The sequence below is a fragment of the Gillisella vitis genome, assembly GCF_021559775.1.
Classification (GTDB): Bacteria; Pseudomonadota; Alphaproteobacteria; order Rhizobiales; family Rhizobiaceae; genus Allorhizobium; species Allorhizobium ampelinum.
Genome location: NZ_CP056047.1, coordinates 275,377 through 292,637, shown reverse-complemented (window position 1 = coordinate 292,637; position 17,261 = coordinate 275,377). Strand labels below are relative to the sequence as shown.

Genomic DNA, 17,261 nt, shown 5'->3' with positions numbered 1-17,261 from the left:
GTGGACTTATTCTTCGCACCGGATGTGAAAGGCCTGATGTGACGCTCGGTTCAAAACGGAAATGGTCAGGGCCCGGGCGTTGGCGCGGTCCCCGGCTGGCCCGCACAGCGATTGCCGTCATCGCGGTTGCACTTTGCGTTTTTGTCGCATCCCGGCTGGCGGCACCCTATATCGTGTCCAGCAGCCTGGTGCGGGGCAGCATCGAAAAAGCCATCAGCCGCTGGAGCGGCCATGACGTAGAGATCGCAGGAACGCCCAGCCTGCAATTCTGGCCAGAGCCGCGCATTACCCTGCCCGATGTTACCATTACCGACCGAGATCCCGCTCAATCTGGTGGGACGGCTGGCAAGGCCAAGCGCGTTCTTGCCCATATCGACGTGCTGTCGGCTTCGTTCGGACTGGTCCATGCAGCCATGGGCAATCCGGTCTTTGACGATTTCCATCTCAGCCGGCCCCACATCTACATGCGGCGCAACACGCAAGGCCATCTCGATTGGGCGGGACAAGGCCTGCTCTCCGATGCCATTTCTCATGTCCAGGAGAGCATCAAGGGCGGACAAAGCCTGGACAAGGCCTATGATGCCCGGATCGGATCGATCACCATTGAAAACGGCCGGATCGACATCGAGGATCAACCGTTACAGCGCCGGGTGGTGATCGACAGCATCTTTTCCCATCTGTTCTGGCCAGTGATGTCGGCACCCGCGATCGGCAATGCCAATATGATCATCGGCGGTGTTGCCACCCAGCTGGATTTTGCCTCCACCCAGCCCTTGATCCTGCTGGGCGGCGGGGTTGGTCAAGCGGAGTTTTCGCTGACCGCACCGACCCTGAAGGGTAGTTTCAGCGGCAAGACAGGGCTTGCGCCCGCCCGTTTTGCCTCCGGCCAGCTCAGCTTAACGATTTCCAACGTGCCGGGGCTTCTGGCTTGGACAGGCGCGACACTACCGGGCACGGAAGCGCTGCACACAGTCTCTGTCAACGCCACAGTGACGGCAGAGACCGACAAGGTGAGGCTGGACAGCTTGTCCTTTACGGCCAACGATACCAGTGCAACCGGACTGATGGAAATGGCCCAGGCGAAAAGCGGCAAGCCGAAGCTGAGTGGCACACTGGCCTTTGAGCAGATGGATATTCCGACCTTTCTTGGTGCCTTCTCGCTCTCGGCGCCCGACACCAGTCATAATAACGGGAAAAGTGGACTGCTGGACTGGCTAGAATTCGACCTTACGCTTTCGGCCCGCAAGGCGACCTATGCGCCCTTCACCCTCACCGATATGGGTGCCAGCATTCTGGCCACCGATGGCACCGTGGTCTTCGACATTGCCGACAGCACGCTGGCCGATGGAACATTGATTGCCCATCTCGAAGGTCGCAATGGCGGCTTTGACGAAGGCGGCCATCTCGATTTGTCGCTGACCAATGCAGATCTTTCCGATATCGAGGGCAAACTGGCGCTGAATGGCCCCCTGCCGCTGGGACCAGGCTCCCTGACGGTCTCGGCCGCGACCAGTCGGGCGCTGTGGGAGACCCGTGCAGCGGATATTACCGGCACATTGGACCTCAGTGCCGGACCGGGGCGGATCACCGGCGTCAACCCGGAGGGCATCCGGCGCAAGGCGGCGGAACAGAAGTTTTTCCGATTGCAGGATGCTGGCACTGGTGAATTGCCGTTTGACAGTCTGACTGTCTCAGCAACGCTTGATGATGGCAGTATCAATATTGGCAAGGGTGATCTGCTGGGCAGTGTGCAGTCCTCCTCTTTCTCCGGTGTCATTCCCTATAATTTCAAGGGATTGGCCCTCTCGACGGAAGTCCGCCCCGGCACTGCCTATGCCAGCAGCGCCAATGATGCCGCAGGCAATTTTGCGCCACTGCGGATGTTCATCGGCGGTTCCTGGCCGGATCTGATCCTGTCGTCAGCCCGACCTTGACCTTTCGCATTCACCGCCCGGCGGCGGCAATGTGCTCATCGCGCTGGCGCTGCAACTCCCGCCGCTTGGTGCCGATGGAGGCGATGATCACACCAAGCGTCACAACGGCAATCAATATGGTGCAGACCGCGTTGATTTCCGGGGTCACACCCAGCCGCACCTGCGAATAGATCTTGATCGGCAGCGTCGTCGCGCCCGGCCCGGTGGTGAAGCTGGCAATCACCAGATCGTCCAACGACAGGGTAAAGGCCAGCATCCAGCCGGAAACGACGGCTGGCAGGATTAGCGGCAGGGTGATGCGGAAGAAGGTCTTGACCGGCGGGCAACCCAGATCGAGCGCCGCCTCTTCCAGACTGCGATCAAACGTCACCAGCCGCGATTGCACGACGATGGCCACATAGCACATGGTAAAGCTGGTATGGGCCAGCGTAATGGTCATCAAGCCGCGATCGACATTCAGCGCAACGAACAGCAAAAGCAGCGACAGGCCGGTGATGACATCGGGCATGACCAGCGGCGCATAGACCATGCCGGAAAACAGCATACGGCCACGAAACCGCCCGAACCGCACCAGCGCCAGCGCCGCCATGGTGCCAAGCACTGTGCCGAGGCTGGCCGAAATGACGCCAACCCGGAGCGTGACCCAGGCGGCATCCATCAGGCTGTCGTTCTGCCAGATCTCGCGGTACCAGCGCAGCGAAAACCCGCCCCAGACCGTCACCAGCTTCGACGCGTTGAACGAGAAGATCACCAGAATCAGGATCGGCACATAGAGAAAAGCGAAACCGAAGGTGAGAAAAACAGGATCGAAACGGCCAGATTTCATGACGGTCCCTCACACTTTGCTTTGCTGATTCTGGAAAATCACGATCGGCACCACCAGCAGGAGCAGCAGCACGATGGCAACGGCGGAGGCGACGGGCCAGTCTCGATTGCCGAAAAACTCCGTCCACATGGTCTTGCCGATCATCAACGTATCGGCACCGCCCAGCAGGTCGGGAATGACGAATTCGCCTGTGATCGGAATGAAGCAGATCATTGAACCGGCAATCACCCCCGGCAGGGACAGCGGAAAGGTAATCCGCCAAAAGGCCGTGATTGGCGGGCAACCGAGATCGCTTGCCGCTTCCAGAAGCGAGCCATCCATCTTTTCCAGAGCCGAATAGAGCGGCAGGACCATGAAGGGCAGGTAGGAATAGACGATGCCGATAAAGACGGCGATATCGGTCTGGTAGATATGCACCTGCTGGTCTGGACCGTAGATATGCAAGCTTTGCAGCAGCAGCGTCAAAAGCCCTTCCGGCTTCAAGATGCCGATCCACGCATAGACGCGGATCAGGAACGAGGTCCAAAACGGCAGGATCACCATCATCACAAGGGTTGGGCGCAGTTCCGCCTTTGCCCGTGCCATGGCCAGCGCCATCGGGTAGCCGATCAACAGCAGCAGCAGGGTGGAGATCGCCGCGATCCTCAGCGACGACAGATAGGATTCGATATAGAGCGGATCTTCACCGAGGATCTGGAAACTCTCGAAATCCAACTGCGACAGGAAATCGCCCAGCTGCGAAAAGCCCTGGAAGACCGGCGTATAGGGCGGCATGGCGCTGGCCGTATCCGACAGCGCGATCTTCACGATGATGAAGAACGGCGCCAGGAAAAACAAACCCAGCCAGAGGTAGGGGAGGACGACAATCAGCCATCGAGCCCAGCTTGCCTTGGAAAGCGCTGGGGGAAGTGCCGGAGGAACGGCTTGCGGAAGGGTTGCGGGCTCTGCCATGGCGCTACCTCGTCAACAACAGGCCGGCATCCGGCGTCCAGGAAAACCAGACCTGATCGCCGAACGTGATCGGCCGGTCTACCAGGCGCGCGACATTGGCCTGCGCTGCCCGGAAGGTGAAGCCATCCTCGCGCCGGATGATGAACACCGAAAAATCGCCGAGATAGCCGATATCCCAGACCTCACCGGAAAGCGCATTGACGCTGGTATCGGCGGGAGGATCGATGGAGATACGAACCTTTTCCGGGCGGATAGCAAAGGCAACCTCGGCGCCGTCAGCGAGATCGCAGGGCTGATCGACGATGCTGGTGAAGCCGTCACAGGCGATGGCCACAGGGCCGCCAGCGCTATCGCTTCGCAGCAACCGGCCTTCGACAATATTGATATCGCCAATGAAATCCGCCACGTAACGGCAATTCGGCGCCTCATAGATTTCGGCGGGCGTCGCCACCTGGACGATTTCGCCCTTGTCCATGACAGCGATCCGGTCCGACACCGTCATCGCCTCTTCTTGGTCATGGGTGACGATCAGGAAGGTCAGGCCAAGCTCTGTCTGGAGATCCATCAGCTCGAACTGGGTTTCCTCGCGCAGCTTGCGGTCCAGCGCGCCGAGCGGTTCATCCAGCAGCAGCACTTTCGGACGTTTGGCGAGCGACCGAGCTAGGGCGACACGCTGGCGCTGGCCGCCGGAAAGCTGATTGGGCTTTCGCCTGGCAAACTCCTCCAGCTTGACCAGTTTCAGCATTTCCTCGACCCTCGCCTTGATTTCGGCCTTGGGCAGATTGTCCTGTTCCAGACCGAAGGCGATGTTCTTTTCCACCGACATATGCGGAAACAACGCATAGGACTGGAACATCATATTGGTCGGACGACGATAGGGTGGCACACCGGCGAGATCGCGGCCCTGCAACAGGATGCGACCCTCGGTCGGCTCCTCGAAACCGGCCAGCATCCGCATCAGCGTGGTCTTGCCGCAGCCCGATGGCCCCAGAAGCGAGAAGAACTCCCGCTCGTAAATGTTCAGAGTAAGGTTATCGACCGCCGTGAACGGCCCAAAGCGTTTAGTGACATTTTCAAACCGGATGAAGGGCAATTGCCCCCGCTCCGTCCAAGGTGCGAATTTGCGTTTCACCGGCCCCAAAGTCTTCGCCATCGGTCCCCTTTCCCGCCTACCTCTTGTTTTGCAAGGTTCAGCGGTGCTTTTGCTACATCCCATCAATAGAAAACGGGGCATTTCTGCCCCGCTTCATCTCGTTTACTTGCCGGTCTTGACCTGGGTCCAGAGCCGGTTCAGGACGCGCTGCGATTTGGGATCGTAAGGTGAGATGGTGAACAGCCGCTTCATAGTCGCCTCGTCGGGATAGACGGAGGGATTGTTCAGCACATCGGCGCTGACCATTTTTTGCGAGGCCAGATTGCCATTGGCATAGGAAACGAAATCAGACGCCTTGGCGATCACCTCGGGCTTCATCAGGTAATTGATGAAGGCATGGGCTTCCTCGACATTCTTGGCATCCGCCGGGATCGCCAGGTTGTCGAACCACATATAGGTTCCTTCCTTGGGGATCACATAGGCGATTTCCACGCCATTCTTGGCCTCTTCCGCCCGCTTCTTGGCCTGGATCACGTCGCCGGACCAGCCGATGGTGGCGCAGATATCGCCATTGGCGAGATCGTTCAGGTAGGAGGAGGAGTTGAAGGTCTTGGCATTCGGCCGGATCGCCTGGTAGACCTTGGCGCCTGCTTCCAGATCGGCTGTTTTCTTGCTGTCGGCAGGCTTGCCGATATAGTTCATGGCAATCGCGAAGGTTTCATCCGAGGCATCAAGGATGTTCAAGCCGCATTGTTTCAACTTCTTGGCGTTTTCCGGCTTGAAGATGAAGTCCCAGCTATCGACCTTGACGTCATCGCCGAAGATCGCCTTGATCTTCTTGACATTGTAACCGATGCCAGTCGTGCCCCACATATAGTTGACGGCATATTGGTTGCCGGGGTCGTAATTGGCGAGCCGCTCCATAACCATCGGCCACATATTGGCAAGGTTCGGCAGTTTCGACTTGTCGAGCTTCTGGAACACGCCTGCCTGGATCTGCCGCGCCAGGAACGGACCGGTCGGCACCACCACATCATAGCCGGAACCACCGGCCAAAAGCTTGGTTTCCAACAGGTCGTTGTTGTCGAAGACGTCATAGACGACCTTGATGCCGGTTTCCTTGGTAAAATCCTCAAGAATCTGCGGATCGATATAGTCCGACCAGTTATAGACATGCACTTCCCGGTCGGCAGCACCGGCAGGCAGCGCGGCCGTCGATGCAGTGATGGACATGGCCGCAAAGGCGGCGGCAGCAAAGCGAATCCCGGTGGATGTCATCACGTCTCCTGTTTCCAGGCCGTTGGGGGACACGGCCCGACGTTCCCATTATTTTTCACCAGACTAGAAAGGAAAAATGCGGGCGACAAGCGTAATTTTCCGCAGCACAGCAAAGACTTGTTTTACTGGAAGTCGAAGGCGCTTAATCCCGCCGTCATTTCGTCCAGTCCCAGTGGCCGGGTCATTGGCGGTTCGGCCCTGGAAAGACAGGCCTGCCGCTCGCAGATCCGGCAGGCCTGGCCGATCTCCACCGGCGCCATCCGCGCCTCGCCGTAGACGGTGTCCTGTGCGTGAGCGAGATCGCAGCCGATCAGCAAGGCTGTGCGGCGGACCCGCTGTTGAAAGCCCGCCTGTGGCCCTTCCAACGTGCGCGACACGGTGAGAAAACCGGCGCCATCCGGGGCAATAACCGGCTCGACCAGAACCTGTCCCGGCTCTGAAAAGGCCGCATGAATGTTCAGCTTCGGACATTGGCCACCGAACGTGGCGCGGGGGAAACCCTGCGCCCCGGCCCGGCGGATGATATTGCCGGCGTGATCGATTTCCATCAGGAAAAAGCCGATGCCCGCAGCGCCCGGCCTCTGCAATGTGACCAGCCGCGACGCCGCCTGCTCGAATGACACCCGGAACCGGGCGCGCAGCACATCCACGTCATAACGCGCCCGCTGCGCCGCCGCCAGAAAAGCACCGTAGGGCATGATCAGCGCGTGGGCGGCGTAGCGCGCCAGTTCAAACCGGGCAATGCGGCGTGCTTCGTTGGAGGTCAGTGCCAAGGTTTCCAGCTCGGCGCGGATTTCCTCGCCCATGACAAGCAGGCAGGCTTCCATGGCCATTTCCCGCAATTGGTCGAACGGCGACAGCCGTTCCGACAGGAACAGCCGCATGGAATGGCGGTCGTAGCGGCGTCCGAGATGCGGCATGACATGCACGGGCAGCGCCCGCACGACGATGCCGTGCTGGGTGCGCAGCCAGGTTTTCAGCGCCGCTTCCAGCCCATCGCCTGGGTCGAGCGCCGCATGAAAAGCTTCCGCTGCCGCCTCGATGAGGGGAAAATGCAGGCTGCGGCGCTCCAGCACGTCGCGCACTTCATCCATCGGCAGCCGCGCCCCGGCCAGCGCCGTTTCATGCCCCTCGCGTGCCAGCAATTCCGCAAGGTCCGACAAGCGCTTCGCCTGTTCCCGGTAGGCCCGGTAAAGCTTGACCACACCGCTGGCGGCATTGGGGGCCGCCTCGGCAAATTCGATCAATTCCTGATCGCCGGGAATTTCGCCCGCCAGCAGCGGATCGGCAAACACTTCGCGCAGCGGCACCAAGCCACTGCCCGCATCGCCCTGCAATTCCTCCAGATCAACCTTGTAGACCGAGGCCAGTTTCAGCAGCAATTGCACGGTCAGCGGTCGCTGGTTGCGCTCGATCAGATTGAGGTAGGAGGGCGAAATGCCCAGCGCCTCGGCCATCGCCGTCTGGGTCAGGCCCAGGCCATTGCGCACCCTCCGCACCCGCGGCCCGGCAAAGATCTTGTGGTCGGCCATGTCAGTCCCTCCGACAGAAATTTACAAAACTTACATCTCATCGCATCAAACCGGTAATTTACAATTTTTACAATATTACATCGCTCTTTTGTAAACAACAAGACATCTTAACCTCTTTCAAGCCGTTGTTTTATCGTTTTTTCTTGGGAAATTTTGCAGCGCATTGTAAAACAAGTCACATCAGACCAGCAGGAAAGCAGCAAGAGGAGCGCGGTATTCCTGCATGAAAACGACAAGAGGAGAATGCCATGACTGATTTTTACAAACTCGTTCCCTCCGCGCCACAAGGCCGTTTCGATGGCGTTGAGCGGACCTATTCGGCAGAGGATGTCAAGCGGCTGCGTGGCTCCGTGGATATCCGCTATTCGCTGGCAGAAATGGGGGCGAACCGGTTGTGGCAGCTGATCGGCCAGGAGGATTTCGTCAATGCGCTGGGGGCGCTATCGGGCAATCAGGCCATGCAGATGGTCCGCGCCGGGTTGAAGGCCATCTACCTTTCCGGCTGGCAGGTGGCGGCGGACGCCAATACCGCGTCCTCCATGTATCCCGACCAATCGCTCTACCCCGCCAATGCGGCCCCGGAACTGGCCAAGCGGATCAACAAGACCCTGCAACGCGCCGACCAGATCGAAACCCAGGAAGGCAAGGGCCTGTCGGTCGAAACCTGGTTTGCGCCGATTGTTGCCGATGCGGAAGCCGGTTTTGGTGGGCCGCTCAACGCTTTCGAGATCATGAAGGCCTTTATCGAAGCGGGTGCGGCGGGCGTGCATTATGAGGACCAGCTAGCATCTGAGAAGAAGTGCGGCCATCTGGGCGGCAAGGTGCTGATCCCGACCGCCGCCCATATCCGCAATCTGACCGCCGCCCGGCTTGCCGCCGACGTGATGGGCACGCCAACGCTGATCATCGCCCGCACCGATGCGGAGGCCGCCAAGCTGTTGACCTCTGATATCGATGAGCGCGACCAGCCTTTTGTTGATTACGATGCGGGCCGCACCGCCGAAGGCTTCTACCAGGTACGAAATGGCATCGAGCCCTGCATTGCCCGCGCCATTTCCTATGCGCCCTATTGCGATCTGATCTGGATGGAGACCTCCAAGCCGGACCTGGAACAGGCCCGCAAATTCGCGGAGGCCGTGCATAAAGTGCATCCGGGCAAGAAGCTGGCCTATAATTGCTCGCCATCGTTCAACTGGAAGAAGAACCTCGATGACGCAACGATTGCCAAGTACCAGAAGGAACTGGGCGCCATGGGCTACAAGTTCCAGTTCATCACCCTGGCGGGCTTCCATCAGCTGAACTACGGCATGTTCGAACTGGCGCGCGGCTACAAGGACCGGCAGATGTCCGCCTATTCCGAGCTGCAACAGGCAGAATTTGCCGCAGAAGCCAATGGCTACACCGCCACCAAGCATCAGCGCGAAGTCGGCACCGGCTATTTCGACGCGGTTTCCATGGCAATTTCCGGCGGCACGTCCTCAACCACGGCCATGAAGGAGTCGACCGAACATGACCAGTTCCGCCCTGCTGCTGAATGAGTTTTGGGCCGTTGCCCTGCTGATATCCACCGCCTTGGCCAGTCGAAAATTGACGACTGCCTTTATCGCAATTCCCGCCCGGTCTCGGGCGAGGCGTCCCTTTCAAGAACCCCAGAGATAAGAGGAGAAATGCCATGACACCCCAGACCCGCGTTAAAGAACGTGCCGAAGAGCAGGCAACCGCCATGAATGCCGACCAGCAGGCGCTGATTCGGATGCTGGCCAATGATCTGCATCGGCTGAACCATTCCGTCATGAAAGCCGTCGAGGCCGGTGTTTCCGTCGAGCTGGTCCGCTCCGCCCGTCACCATGGCGGCGATGGAAACTGGGGCGATCTGCTGATCCCGGTCGTGGTTACGCAAGGGATTGCGGCTCAGGGCATCAAGGCCGCCTGATATGCAAATGACGAGCATGTTTAGCCCGGCTGGGAGGCCGGGCTAAACGGCTTTCCCGCTGGTTTTAGCCTTGAGACGCAGGCCCAGAACCAAGGGGACGCTGATAGCATAAACGGCAATGACCGCCATCCAGATGCCGCCCGGCCAATAGTCCCGGATGAGAAAGTAGACGCTTGAAAACATCAGGGGGCCGATAATGGCGGCAAGGCTGAGGGCGGAAGCCAGCACGCCCTGGAATTGGCCTTGCTTGTCCGCTTCGACCTGGGCGGTTGCGAGCGATTGCAGGGCCGGAACGCCGATGCCGCTCAGGGAAAAAACCGGCATGATCGCAAACACCATCCAGCTTTCGGTTGCAAAGGCAATGACGGTCAACGAAAAGCAGGCGCTGGAAACGCCGATCAGAATGGCGATCCGCTCGCCAAACAGCTTGACCGCCGGGCCGGGAAGAAAGGTCTGGGCAAGCGCCTGACAGATGCCGAACGCGCCGAGCGACAGGCCGATCCACAGCCCGTTCCACTGAAACGCATCGCCACCCCACAGCGCCCAGCAGGTGGCATAGGCCTCACCCGTCAAGCTGAAGATGAAAAACAGGATGACCATCGGCAGCAGATTTTTCAGCGACAACGCCCATTTCAAAGGCCGCAGCGGATTGATGGCCGCCAGATCGATCTTCTCCCGCGTCGGAATGCGGGATTCCGGCAGGACGAAAAACGCCAGCAGCAGATTGCCGCCATTCAGCACGGCAGCGGCAATGAAGGGCAGCCGCAACCAATAATCCCCAAGCGCCCCACCGATAATCGGCCCGAAGATGAAGCCCAGGCCGAACATCGCATTAAACAGCCCAAAGCGCCGCGCCCGCTGATCTTCCCGCGAAATATCCGTCACATAGGCCGTCGCCACCGACATATTGGCGCTGGTCAACCCGGTAATGGCACGCCCCAGCAGCAGCAGCCAGAGATTGTCGGCAAAGGCAAGAAACAGATAATTGACCGCCGCCCCCGCCAGCGAAATCAACAGGATCGGACGACGACCGAGCCGATCACTGAGCGATCCCAGGATCGGTGCAAAGATAAACTGAATGACAGCATGAAGCGCCACCAACAGACCAATATAGGGCGCCACATTCTGGATATGCGTCACCTCCCGCAACAAAGCCGGCAAAATGGGAAAGATAAGACCAAACCCGACCGCATCGAGAGCGACGGTGGCGAAAATGACGACGAGAGCTTTGTTCATAGCGCATTCCGGTTACAGCATTTTAGGCAGAAGTGCGATGTAGTTTTGTGACCGGAAATGTGCGTAACCGGAGAGTGAACAGGTTGATGGTTCAGAGAAGGCACTGATGGCTGGCGTCTTGACCTTATAAGGTTCGCACATGCGTTCAGGTCTCGTCCGCTATAGACCCTAAGCGTTCATTCGCCACCGCAAAAATCGGAGGCGACCCCTCAACTCACTGAGGCTCATAATGCGCTTAGTATCAGATGCGGTGAGCCATTTGACGTCTTACGGACGGAATCTCCGTTGATATCCACTGTAGCCCTTACCACTCGGCGCATGTTCGAAAAGCTGTCGAAGGTAACAGTGTCCACCGGCTCATCGAAACGGACAGAGACTGAACAGTGCGAGCCTGAGCACGACAAAGCGGTGATTTCACCCTTGAAGGGCTGCCCAAGATACCGCCCCTGCACCCTTTGGTGCAAATGGAACGGCGGGGGATCAGCCTTGGCCAATCTGGCAGACAGCGTGTTCCAGTCGCGCGCACCGTTCTGCCGGGCGACAAGCTCTAGTGCCTGGGCATGGCCCAACATGGTGCCGTCGGCGGCAAGTGCGTTTCTCAGAGATTTTGCGTGTGCCTTGGCTTCTGCAATGGTTCTGACTGTCATGACAGATTCTCCACAGCCCTGAGCCCGATACCGGCGTCTCTCCGTTCCCTCAGGGCTGCGGCAAGCACAAGAGTTGCGATGATTGCGGCCATGCCATCGGCCAGCGGAAAGGCGAACCAGATAGCGTCGGCACCCAGCAGTGCCGGAGTCACCGCGACTAGGGCAGGCAAGAGTGCAAAAGGCTTGATCATGGTCAGCAGAACCGTGCGGGCGGGTTGGCCAATGGCCTGAAAATAAAGCCCAAGTACGAGAACGGGGCCGGAGAAAAGATAGATTGCAGCCATTGGTCGAATCATGCAACCAACCTCGCCGCTAACATGTGGATCAGCGACAAAAACTGCTCCGACAACGGTGCCCTCGCTCAACAGCAAAACCTCGACAGAAAGACAGTAAAGCAGTGCTGTTGCTGCGGCGATCCGCAGGACCGCATCCGAGCGGGCGTAGAGACGCGCACCGACATTGTTGCCGACGATGGCCTGCATCGCCATCGCGATTGCCATGATTGGCAGGAAGGCAAAGCCGAAAATGCGTGTCACGATTCCGTAGGCGGCAATGGTGCTGGCGTAATCGGTGCTGCCTGCAAGACGTATGGCGAGAACCACGCTGGCGGACGAAAGCGCCATACCGATAAAGCCCAGACTGACGGGTGCGCCAAGCGCAATAATACGCTTCCAGTTGCCGGTCCATCGGTTCCGCCACAGGCTGTTGAGCGGCATCATTCCCACAAGAAACGGGCGCAGTCCGGCCAGGATCACCAGTCCCAGCGCCTGTGCCAGCACGGTGCCCATGGCTGAACCCGCAACGCCCAACTCCAGCACCACAACCAGGATGGAATTCAGCAAAATGTTGATGAGCGTGACCCCAAGCGACATGAGCGCCATCAACCCTGCCTTTCCCTCATTTCTCCAGGCATCGGCATGAACACTCAGCAAAAATTGTATCGGTGTTCCGAATAAGGTGATTGCCAGGAAGACCCAGACCATTTCGGCAACGGCACCATTGGAGCCGGCAATGTGCAGGGCGAAATTCCACCCGACCGCACAGAAGATGACGATCAGCAGTGACGTGATCGTCATCGCAAGTCCATGAGCACAAGCGAAGGTCGCTTTAGCCGCGTTGCGGTCGTTGGCGCCAAGCTGGCGGGCGAGAAGGCTTGACATTCCTCCGCTGACAAGTGTCGAAAGCGCAATCGTCAACATCAGGACTGGGAAGGCCATACCGACGGCCGCCATGGCTTGCGCACCGACGAAATGCCCAAGAAAGACGGCGTCAATAATACCCAGCATTCCGTTCATCACCATGATGGCGATCATAGGCAGTGCGGTGGAAACAAAAATCCTGCCCGGCGAGGCAGTTAGAAAACAGTTTTCGGGCGATGGTCGCAAAGACATCACTCACTCCTCCAAAGAGGCATTTCATGTGGGATGGGAGCCTGCATTGCCACCGACGAAATGCTTCGAGGGTGAGGACAATCTGTATATACCGGGCTTCACCATGACTTACGTCTGCAGGCGGCAGGTGCTCGGAACCTTCGCGGAAACAACCACTAAAGCCAAATTTTGTCAATAGAAGTGTGCGTCAGAAATCTGCAAACGTTCGGGAGAAGCCGTTCTTCCCAAAAGTCTCGTTGAAGCGACGCTGGTTTTCCCGCCTTCTGAAGCGTCTTAGATCGACCATTTGCGATGAGGCATCGTCGGCTTTTGCGCTTAACAGCCAAGCTCCCATCGTCTCTCGATTCTAAATTACTTTATGCCTTGCGAGCTACGATGCGATAGCCTTGCATGCAGCATTCAGGAAGTCCGCGTCTGACCGTGCAACCACTTTACAAAAAGCGTTGCTGGTGGATGGAGGGTTCCGTTGCCTGGATAGACCACATGGTAGTTCATTTCCGCGGAGAGACTTTCGGTGACGGCCTTGACCAATTGGCCAGAGGAGATCTCATCGACCGCAAGTATGGACCGCACCAGAGCAAAGCCTTCTCCCCGCCGACACGCCTCTAACATCTCGTCGAAAGTGGGGAAGACCACCATTTTCGCAAGATATTCGGAAATCCAATCTGCGCCTTCGATGCCGAAGAGTTCCAGCATCCAGCGTCGCCAGTCCAGCCTGGTGTGATAGGCGTCCGCATGAGTTAAAAACGGAGCGGCGGCAAAAGCGTTTCGCGGGGGAAGTCGTTCGGAAAGCGTCGGCGAACACACTGCAAATTCCTCGTCGGCGGAGAGCGCAAACCCGCCTTGACCTTGCACAGGTTGAGCCAAGCGAATCTGGACGTCTGCGCCTCCATCGGAAAAAACATCGCGTCGATAGTCTTGGCTAAGCCGAAGCGAAATTTCCGGATGCAATGCCAGGAAGGCGTCAAGCCGACGGGCAAGCCAATAGCGATAAAGCTCGGGAGCAACGACCACATGCAAATCATTATGCCGGGACTGCGGGCGGGCGGCTTCCAATGCGTCTGAGACACCGCGAAGCTGACTTTGCAGCTGGAAGGCAAGCGCTCGCGCGTTCGCCGTTGGTTTCATGGTTTTACCCGACCGCTCGAACAGTCGTTGCTCAACAAAGCCTTCCAACTGAGAAATATGGTGGCTAACGGCGCTTTGCGTCAAATGAAGCCGAGCTGCCGTCTTCGTTACACTTCCAGACTGTACGACCTCGACGAATGATAACAGGATCGACCACGATGGTATTCCACGACGCATCCATCGAAATTCATCATGATAAACATGATCAGACTTTGTTTCCATTTCCCGCAAACTCCCGTGATCATTGACGGAACCTAACAGGTTTTGGAGAAAATCATGAAGATTATCTATCGATTGATACGGCGCTGGAGAAGTCGCCGGTGCGCGGAACCTCCAATAACCCTCTATCGTGATGTCGGCCTTGAGCTTCCCTTTGAGAAGGCCCATTGGCAAAGCTTCAACCGTTGGTGACAAAATTGTACCGTCTGACATGGTTGGCCAAAATGCTTCCGCCATTGGCGCAAAGCAATCGCATTCACAGCCGGTTCAGCCCCTTTGCACCGACGGGCAAGAGTATCCCCGCATACAGTAAACGTAAGTGCCCGCTCGCCCCCTCACCCCGCTGGGGCGAGGAAACAACAGGCGCTGCGGCTCTTTCCCTCTTCTCCCCATCGGGGAGAAGGTGGCGGCAGCCGGATGAGGGGGGACGGAGCCAAAACGGCGAACGTAATCAATAACGGCTCTTGCTCTCAGATATGACGCTTATAAAAAACGCCCGGTCTCTCAACCGGGCGCCTCTCACCTCATACCATATCCATCAAGCTGCCCGATCCCAACGCCCCGGCTGCGACCCGCTTTCCAGCTTGAACTGCTGTAACAGCCCCACCAATTGATCGGCCTCGTCGGCCAGCTGGCGGCTGGCGGCGGAGGTTTCTTCGACCATGGCGGCGTTTTGCTGGGTCAGGCTGTCCATCTGGCCGACGGCGCTGTTGACTTCGCCAAGGGCTGCCGATTGGTCGCGGCTGGCGCTAGCGATGCCTTCGACATGGGTGCTGATCGTGGCGATCTGCTGGCTGATGACGGTCAGCGCCGCACCGGTTTCCTGCACCAGCCTTGCTCCGGCATTGACCTCTTCGGTGGAGGTGTTGATCAGCGTCTTGATGTCTTTTGCGGCGCGGCCAGAGCGTTGGGCCAGCTCGCGCACTTCCTGGGCAACGACGGCAAAGCCCTTGCCCGCCTCGCCCGCACGGGCGGCCTCGACACCGGCATTCAGCGCCAACAGATTGGTCTGGAAGGCGATTTCCTCGATGACGCTGATGATCTGCTCGATCTTCTTTGAGGCATCCTCGATCCGGGCCATGGCGGAGACGGCATTGCCGACCACGACAGCCGATTTCTCGGCATTCCCCCGGGTTTCGCCCACGATGTCATTGACCTCACGCGCCCTGTCAGCGGCCTGGCGAACATTGGAGGTGACTTCGTTGACGGCGGCAGCAGTTTCTTCCAACGAGGCAGCCTGGGTTTCCGTGCGGCGCGACAGGTCGTCGGTGGAATGGGCCATTTGCTGCACATTACCCTGAATGGCCGTGACATTGCCCTGGATCAGGCCGATGGTTTCCTTCAGCCGGGTCAGCGAGCGGTTGAAGTCGCTGCGCAACTGTTCCATGCGTCCGGCAAAGGGATGGTCCAGCGTGGCGGAGACATCGCCATTGGCGAGGCGCTCCAGCCCGGCCGCCAGTTCCGTCACCGCAAATTGCACGTCCTGGTCGGCCTGCTGCTTTTCAGCATCATTGCGGGCGCGCTCGGCTTCGCTTTCAGCGCGAACCCGCGCCCCCTCGGCCTCGGCGCGAATCTTTGCCTCGGCATTGTCCTTGAACACGCCAAGGGCGCGGGCCATATCGCCGATCTCATCAGGGCGCGTGCCGCCAGTAATCTCGATCTCGAGATCGCCGGATGCCAGACGCCGCATGGCAGCGGTGATCTGATTGATCGGCCCCTTGAAGGTGGCGATCAAGCCGATACCAGCGACAATGGCGATAACGACACCAGCCAGCAGAGCCAGCGCCGACATGGTATCGGCAGAGGCGCTCTGTTCATCGGCCACCTGGCGCTGGGAGGCGGCAAAATCGCTGAGTTGCGACCAGATGGTGTCGATATCGCGGGCAGCGGCCAGGAAGGCGGCGGTTTTCTGGCCATCCATGGCCACCAGCCGAGTCGCCTTATCGGCCATAGCGTCGGTCAATGGGGCGATCTGCGACAGCTTTGCCTTGATGTCGGCGCTAACATTGGGGTCCTTGGCCATGGCTGCGGCACGGCGTTTCAGGGTGCCGAGCGACGCCTGCAATTTTTGCAGGCCATCCGCCGATGCCGCCGCCATGAAGCGTGAACTGCGCAGTTCAACCCCATTGCTGATATCCACCAGCTGACGTGTGGCAGTGAGCAAAGCGGTCGATTCGGCAATCGGCTGATCAAGGGTACCAAACACTGCCGTCGCCTGCCGGGATTTGAGAGTAGACGCCCCCTGCAAGCGGATGGACACCGGCCGCATCAGGTTGATCGCCTGTTCAGTCGCACTGACTGTCGTGTCATTGATCACACCGATCTCGATCTGGGCGGCCAACTGCTGAATATTGTCTGTCAGCGATGTGCCAAGCACGGCCTGTTCCGCTGGCAGCGCGGCGGCAATATCGGCAACGGCCTTTTTCAGCTCCGGCATCCGCGTCTTGACCAGCTCCATCTTCGCCTCCGGGGCGGTGGCGCTGTTGAAATCTGTGACGAGATCGGCAATCAGGTTGGCGCCGCGCGTCAACCGGTCGGAATCGCGCAGCATGGTCTTGGCTTGGCCTTCATCCTTGGCCAGCGCCTCACGGACATGGGTGGAATAGGTGAGCAGATCGCTCTGCTGGCTGGACAATTGCTGAGTATCGGCCTCCAGGGCCGCACGCAGATCCGCCGCGCCATGATCCAGATCCCACAGGCGCTTGACCTGGCCGGCAATCGATTCCGTTCCGGCAATCGCCGCATCGACCTGGGCAGCGCCGCCCAGACCGTCAAGCGAGGTGCGCATGGCCTTCAAACTCGTCAACTGTGCATCCAGCTCCTGATCCAGCGCCGTTTTCGATGCATCCGTGGTCTTTTGCAGGAAAGCCGTCATCGCCGCATAGACATTCTTGAAACCACTCAGCGTGTTGACCACACTATTGGTGACGTCCATCTGCCCTTGCAGGATACGCGATGCGTAGTAGCCGGTCAGACCAACGGCCGAAATACTGAGAACAAACGGAACGATGAAGACCAGAACCTTGGTCTGAATCTTGCAGCGAGAAAGTAGACGATCAAATAGCATAGCCAAACCCCCGAAAACAAAGGGCG

Annotated in this window: 13 protein-coding genes; 3 read left to right on the top strand and 10 right to left on the bottom strand. The window is 58.7% G+C overall.

Annotated elements, in window-relative coordinates:
* Positions 1-38 precede the first annotated feature (38 nt).
* On the top strand, positions 39-1,934 hold the full coding sequence (locus AVCG78_RS01335) for an AsmA family protein (RefSeq protein ID WP_071205687.1): 1,896 nt from the start codon (positions 39-41) through the stop codon (positions 1,932-1,934).
* A gap of 10 nt (positions 1,935-1,944) precedes the next feature.
* On the opposite strand, the gene AVCG78_RS01330 is transcribed toward AVCG78_RS01335, so the two are convergent.
* The 5 genes from AVCG78_RS01330 to AVCG78_RS01310 all read right to left on the bottom strand — a co-directional run bounded on the left by AVCG78_RS01330 (position 1,945) and on the right by AVCG78_RS01310 (position 7,614).
* On the bottom strand, positions 1,945-2,760 hold the full coding sequence (locus AVCG78_RS01330; RefSeq protein ID WP_156582807.1) for an ABC transporter permease: 816 nt from the start codon (positions 2,758-2,760) through the stop codon (positions 1,945-1,947).
* Positions 2,761-2,769: 9 nt separating this feature from the next.
* Complete coding sequence (locus AVCG78_RS01325) at positions 2,770-3,711, bottom strand: ABC transporter permease subunit (protein WP_071205690.1); 942 nt, start codon at positions 3,709-3,711, stop codon at positions 2,770-2,772.
* Between the two features lie 4 nt (positions 3,712-3,715).
* The gene (locus tag AVCG78_RS01320; protein WP_071205692.1) at positions 3,716-4,864 is read right to left on the bottom strand and encodes an ABC transporter ATP-binding protein; all 1,149 of its coding nucleotides are present in this window, start codon (positions 4,862-4,864) and stop codon (positions 3,716-3,718) included.
* Positions 4,865-4,966: 102 nt separating this feature from the next.
* Positions 4,967-6,082: a polyamine ABC transporter substrate-binding protein gene (locus AVCG78_RS01315; RefSeq protein ID WP_156601651.1), complete on the bottom strand. Its 1,116-nt coding sequence runs from the start codon at positions 6,080-6,082 to the stop codon at positions 4,967-4,969.
* Positions 6,083-6,204: 122 nt separating this feature from the next.
* On the bottom strand, positions 6,205-7,614 hold the full coding sequence (locus tag AVCG78_RS01310) for a helix-turn-helix domain-containing protein (protein WP_156582805.1): 1,410 nt from the start codon (positions 7,612-7,614) through the stop codon (positions 6,205-6,207).
* Between the two features lie 248 nt (positions 7,615-7,862).
* On the opposite strand from AVCG78_RS01310, the gene aceA reads away from it, so the two are divergent.
* Both aceA and AVCG78_RS01300 read left to right on the top strand, forming a co-directional pair.
* The gene (gene aceA, locus AVCG78_RS01305; RefSeq protein ID WP_015915002.1) at positions 7,863-9,152 is read left to right on the top strand and encodes an isocitrate lyase; all 1,290 of its coding nucleotides are present in this window, start codon (positions 7,863-7,865) and stop codon (positions 9,150-9,152) included.
* 134 nt (positions 9,153-9,286) lie between these two features.
* Complete coding sequence (locus tag AVCG78_RS01300) at positions 9,287-9,547, top strand: SMc00767 family acetate metabolism repressor (protein WP_060719226.1); 261 nt, start codon at positions 9,287-9,289, stop codon at positions 9,545-9,547.
* Positions 9,548-9,589: 42 nt separating this feature from the next.
* Here AVCG78_RS01300 and AVCG78_RS01295 read toward each other — a convergent pair whose 3' ends face one another.
* The 5 genes from AVCG78_RS01295 to AVCG78_RS01275 all read right to left on the bottom strand — a co-directional run bounded on the left by AVCG78_RS01295 (position 9,590) and on the right by AVCG78_RS01275 (position 17,235).
* Entirely contained in the window at positions 9,590-10,783 is a 1,194-nt protein-coding gene (locus AVCG78_RS01295; RefSeq protein ID WP_071205698.1) for a TCR/Tet family MFS transporter, read from the bottom strand.
* 224 nt (positions 10,784-11,007) lie between these two features.
* Positions 11,008-11,430: a glyoxalase superfamily protein gene (locus tag AVCG78_RS01290; RefSeq protein WP_071584966.1), complete on the bottom strand. Its 423-nt coding sequence runs from the start codon at positions 11,428-11,430 to the stop codon at positions 11,008-11,010.
* On the bottom strand, positions 11,427-12,821 hold the full coding sequence (locus AVCG78_RS01285) for an MATE family efflux transporter (RefSeq protein WP_071205702.1): 1,395 nt from the start codon (positions 12,819-12,821) through the stop codon (positions 11,427-11,429). Before AVCG78_RS01285 ends, AVCG78_RS01290 begins: the two co-directional genes overlap by 4 nt.
* Before the next feature lie 399 nt (positions 12,822-13,220).
* Entirely contained in the window at positions 13,221-14,336 is a 1,116-nt protein-coding gene (locus AVCG78_RS01280) for a LysR family transcriptional regulator (RefSeq protein ID WP_174089635.1), read from the bottom strand.
* Positions 14,337-14,706: 370 nt separating this feature from the next.
* On the bottom strand, positions 14,707-17,235 hold the full coding sequence (locus AVCG78_RS01275) for a methyl-accepting chemotaxis protein (protein ID WP_071205709.1): 2,529 nt from the start codon (positions 17,233-17,235) through the stop codon (positions 14,707-14,709).
* Between the last annotated feature and the right edge of the window lie 26 nt (positions 17,236-17,261).

Bases quoted from the DNA above. Each gene is read 5' to 3' on its own strand.
- aceA (WP_015915002.1), top strand. From the start codon at position 7,863: ATGACTGATTTTTACAAACTCGTTCCCTCCGCGCCACAAGGCCGTTTC.
- AVCG78_RS01325 (WP_071205690.1), bottom strand. From the start codon at position 3,711: ATGGCAGAGCCCGCAACCCTTCCGCAAGCCGTTCCTCCGGCACTTCCC.
- AVCG78_RS01300 (WP_060719226.1), top strand. From the start codon at position 9,287: ATGACACCCCAGACCCGCGTTAAAGAACGTGCCGAAGAGCAGGCAACC.
- AVCG78_RS01275 (WP_071205709.1), bottom strand. From the start codon at position 17,235: ATGCTATTTGATCGTCTACTTTCTCGCTGCAAGATTCAGACCAAGGTT.
- AVCG78_RS01330 (WP_156582807.1), bottom strand. From the start codon at position 2,760: ATGAAATCTGGCCGTTTCGATCCTGTTTTTCTCACCTTCGGTTTCGCT.
- AVCG78_RS01280 (WP_174089635.1), bottom strand. From the start codon at position 14,336: ATGGGCCTTCTCAAAGGGAAGCTCAAGGCCGACATCACGATAGAGGGT.
- AVCG78_RS01285 (WP_071205702.1), bottom strand. From the start codon at position 12,821: ATGTCTTTGCGACCATCGCCCGAAAACTGTTTTCTAACTGCCTCGCCG.
- AVCG78_RS01290 (WP_071584966.1), bottom strand. From the start codon at position 11,430: ATGACAGTCAGAACCATTGCAGAAGCCAAGGCACACGCAAAATCTCTG.
- AVCG78_RS01320 (WP_071205692.1), bottom strand. From the start codon at position 4,864: ATGGCGAAGACTTTGGGGCCGGTGAAACGCAAATTCGCACCTTGGACG.
- AVCG78_RS01310 (WP_156582805.1), bottom strand. From the start codon at position 7,614: ATGGCCGACCACAAGATCTTTGCCGGGCCGCGGGTGCGGAGGGTGCGC.
- AVCG78_RS01315 (WP_156601651.1), bottom strand. From the start codon at position 6,082: ATGACATCCACCGGGATTCGCTTTGCTGCCGCCGCCTTTGCGGCCATG.
- AVCG78_RS01295 (WP_071205698.1), bottom strand. From the start codon at position 10,783: ATGAACAAAGCTCTCGTCGTCATTTTCGCCACCGTCGCTCTCGATGCG.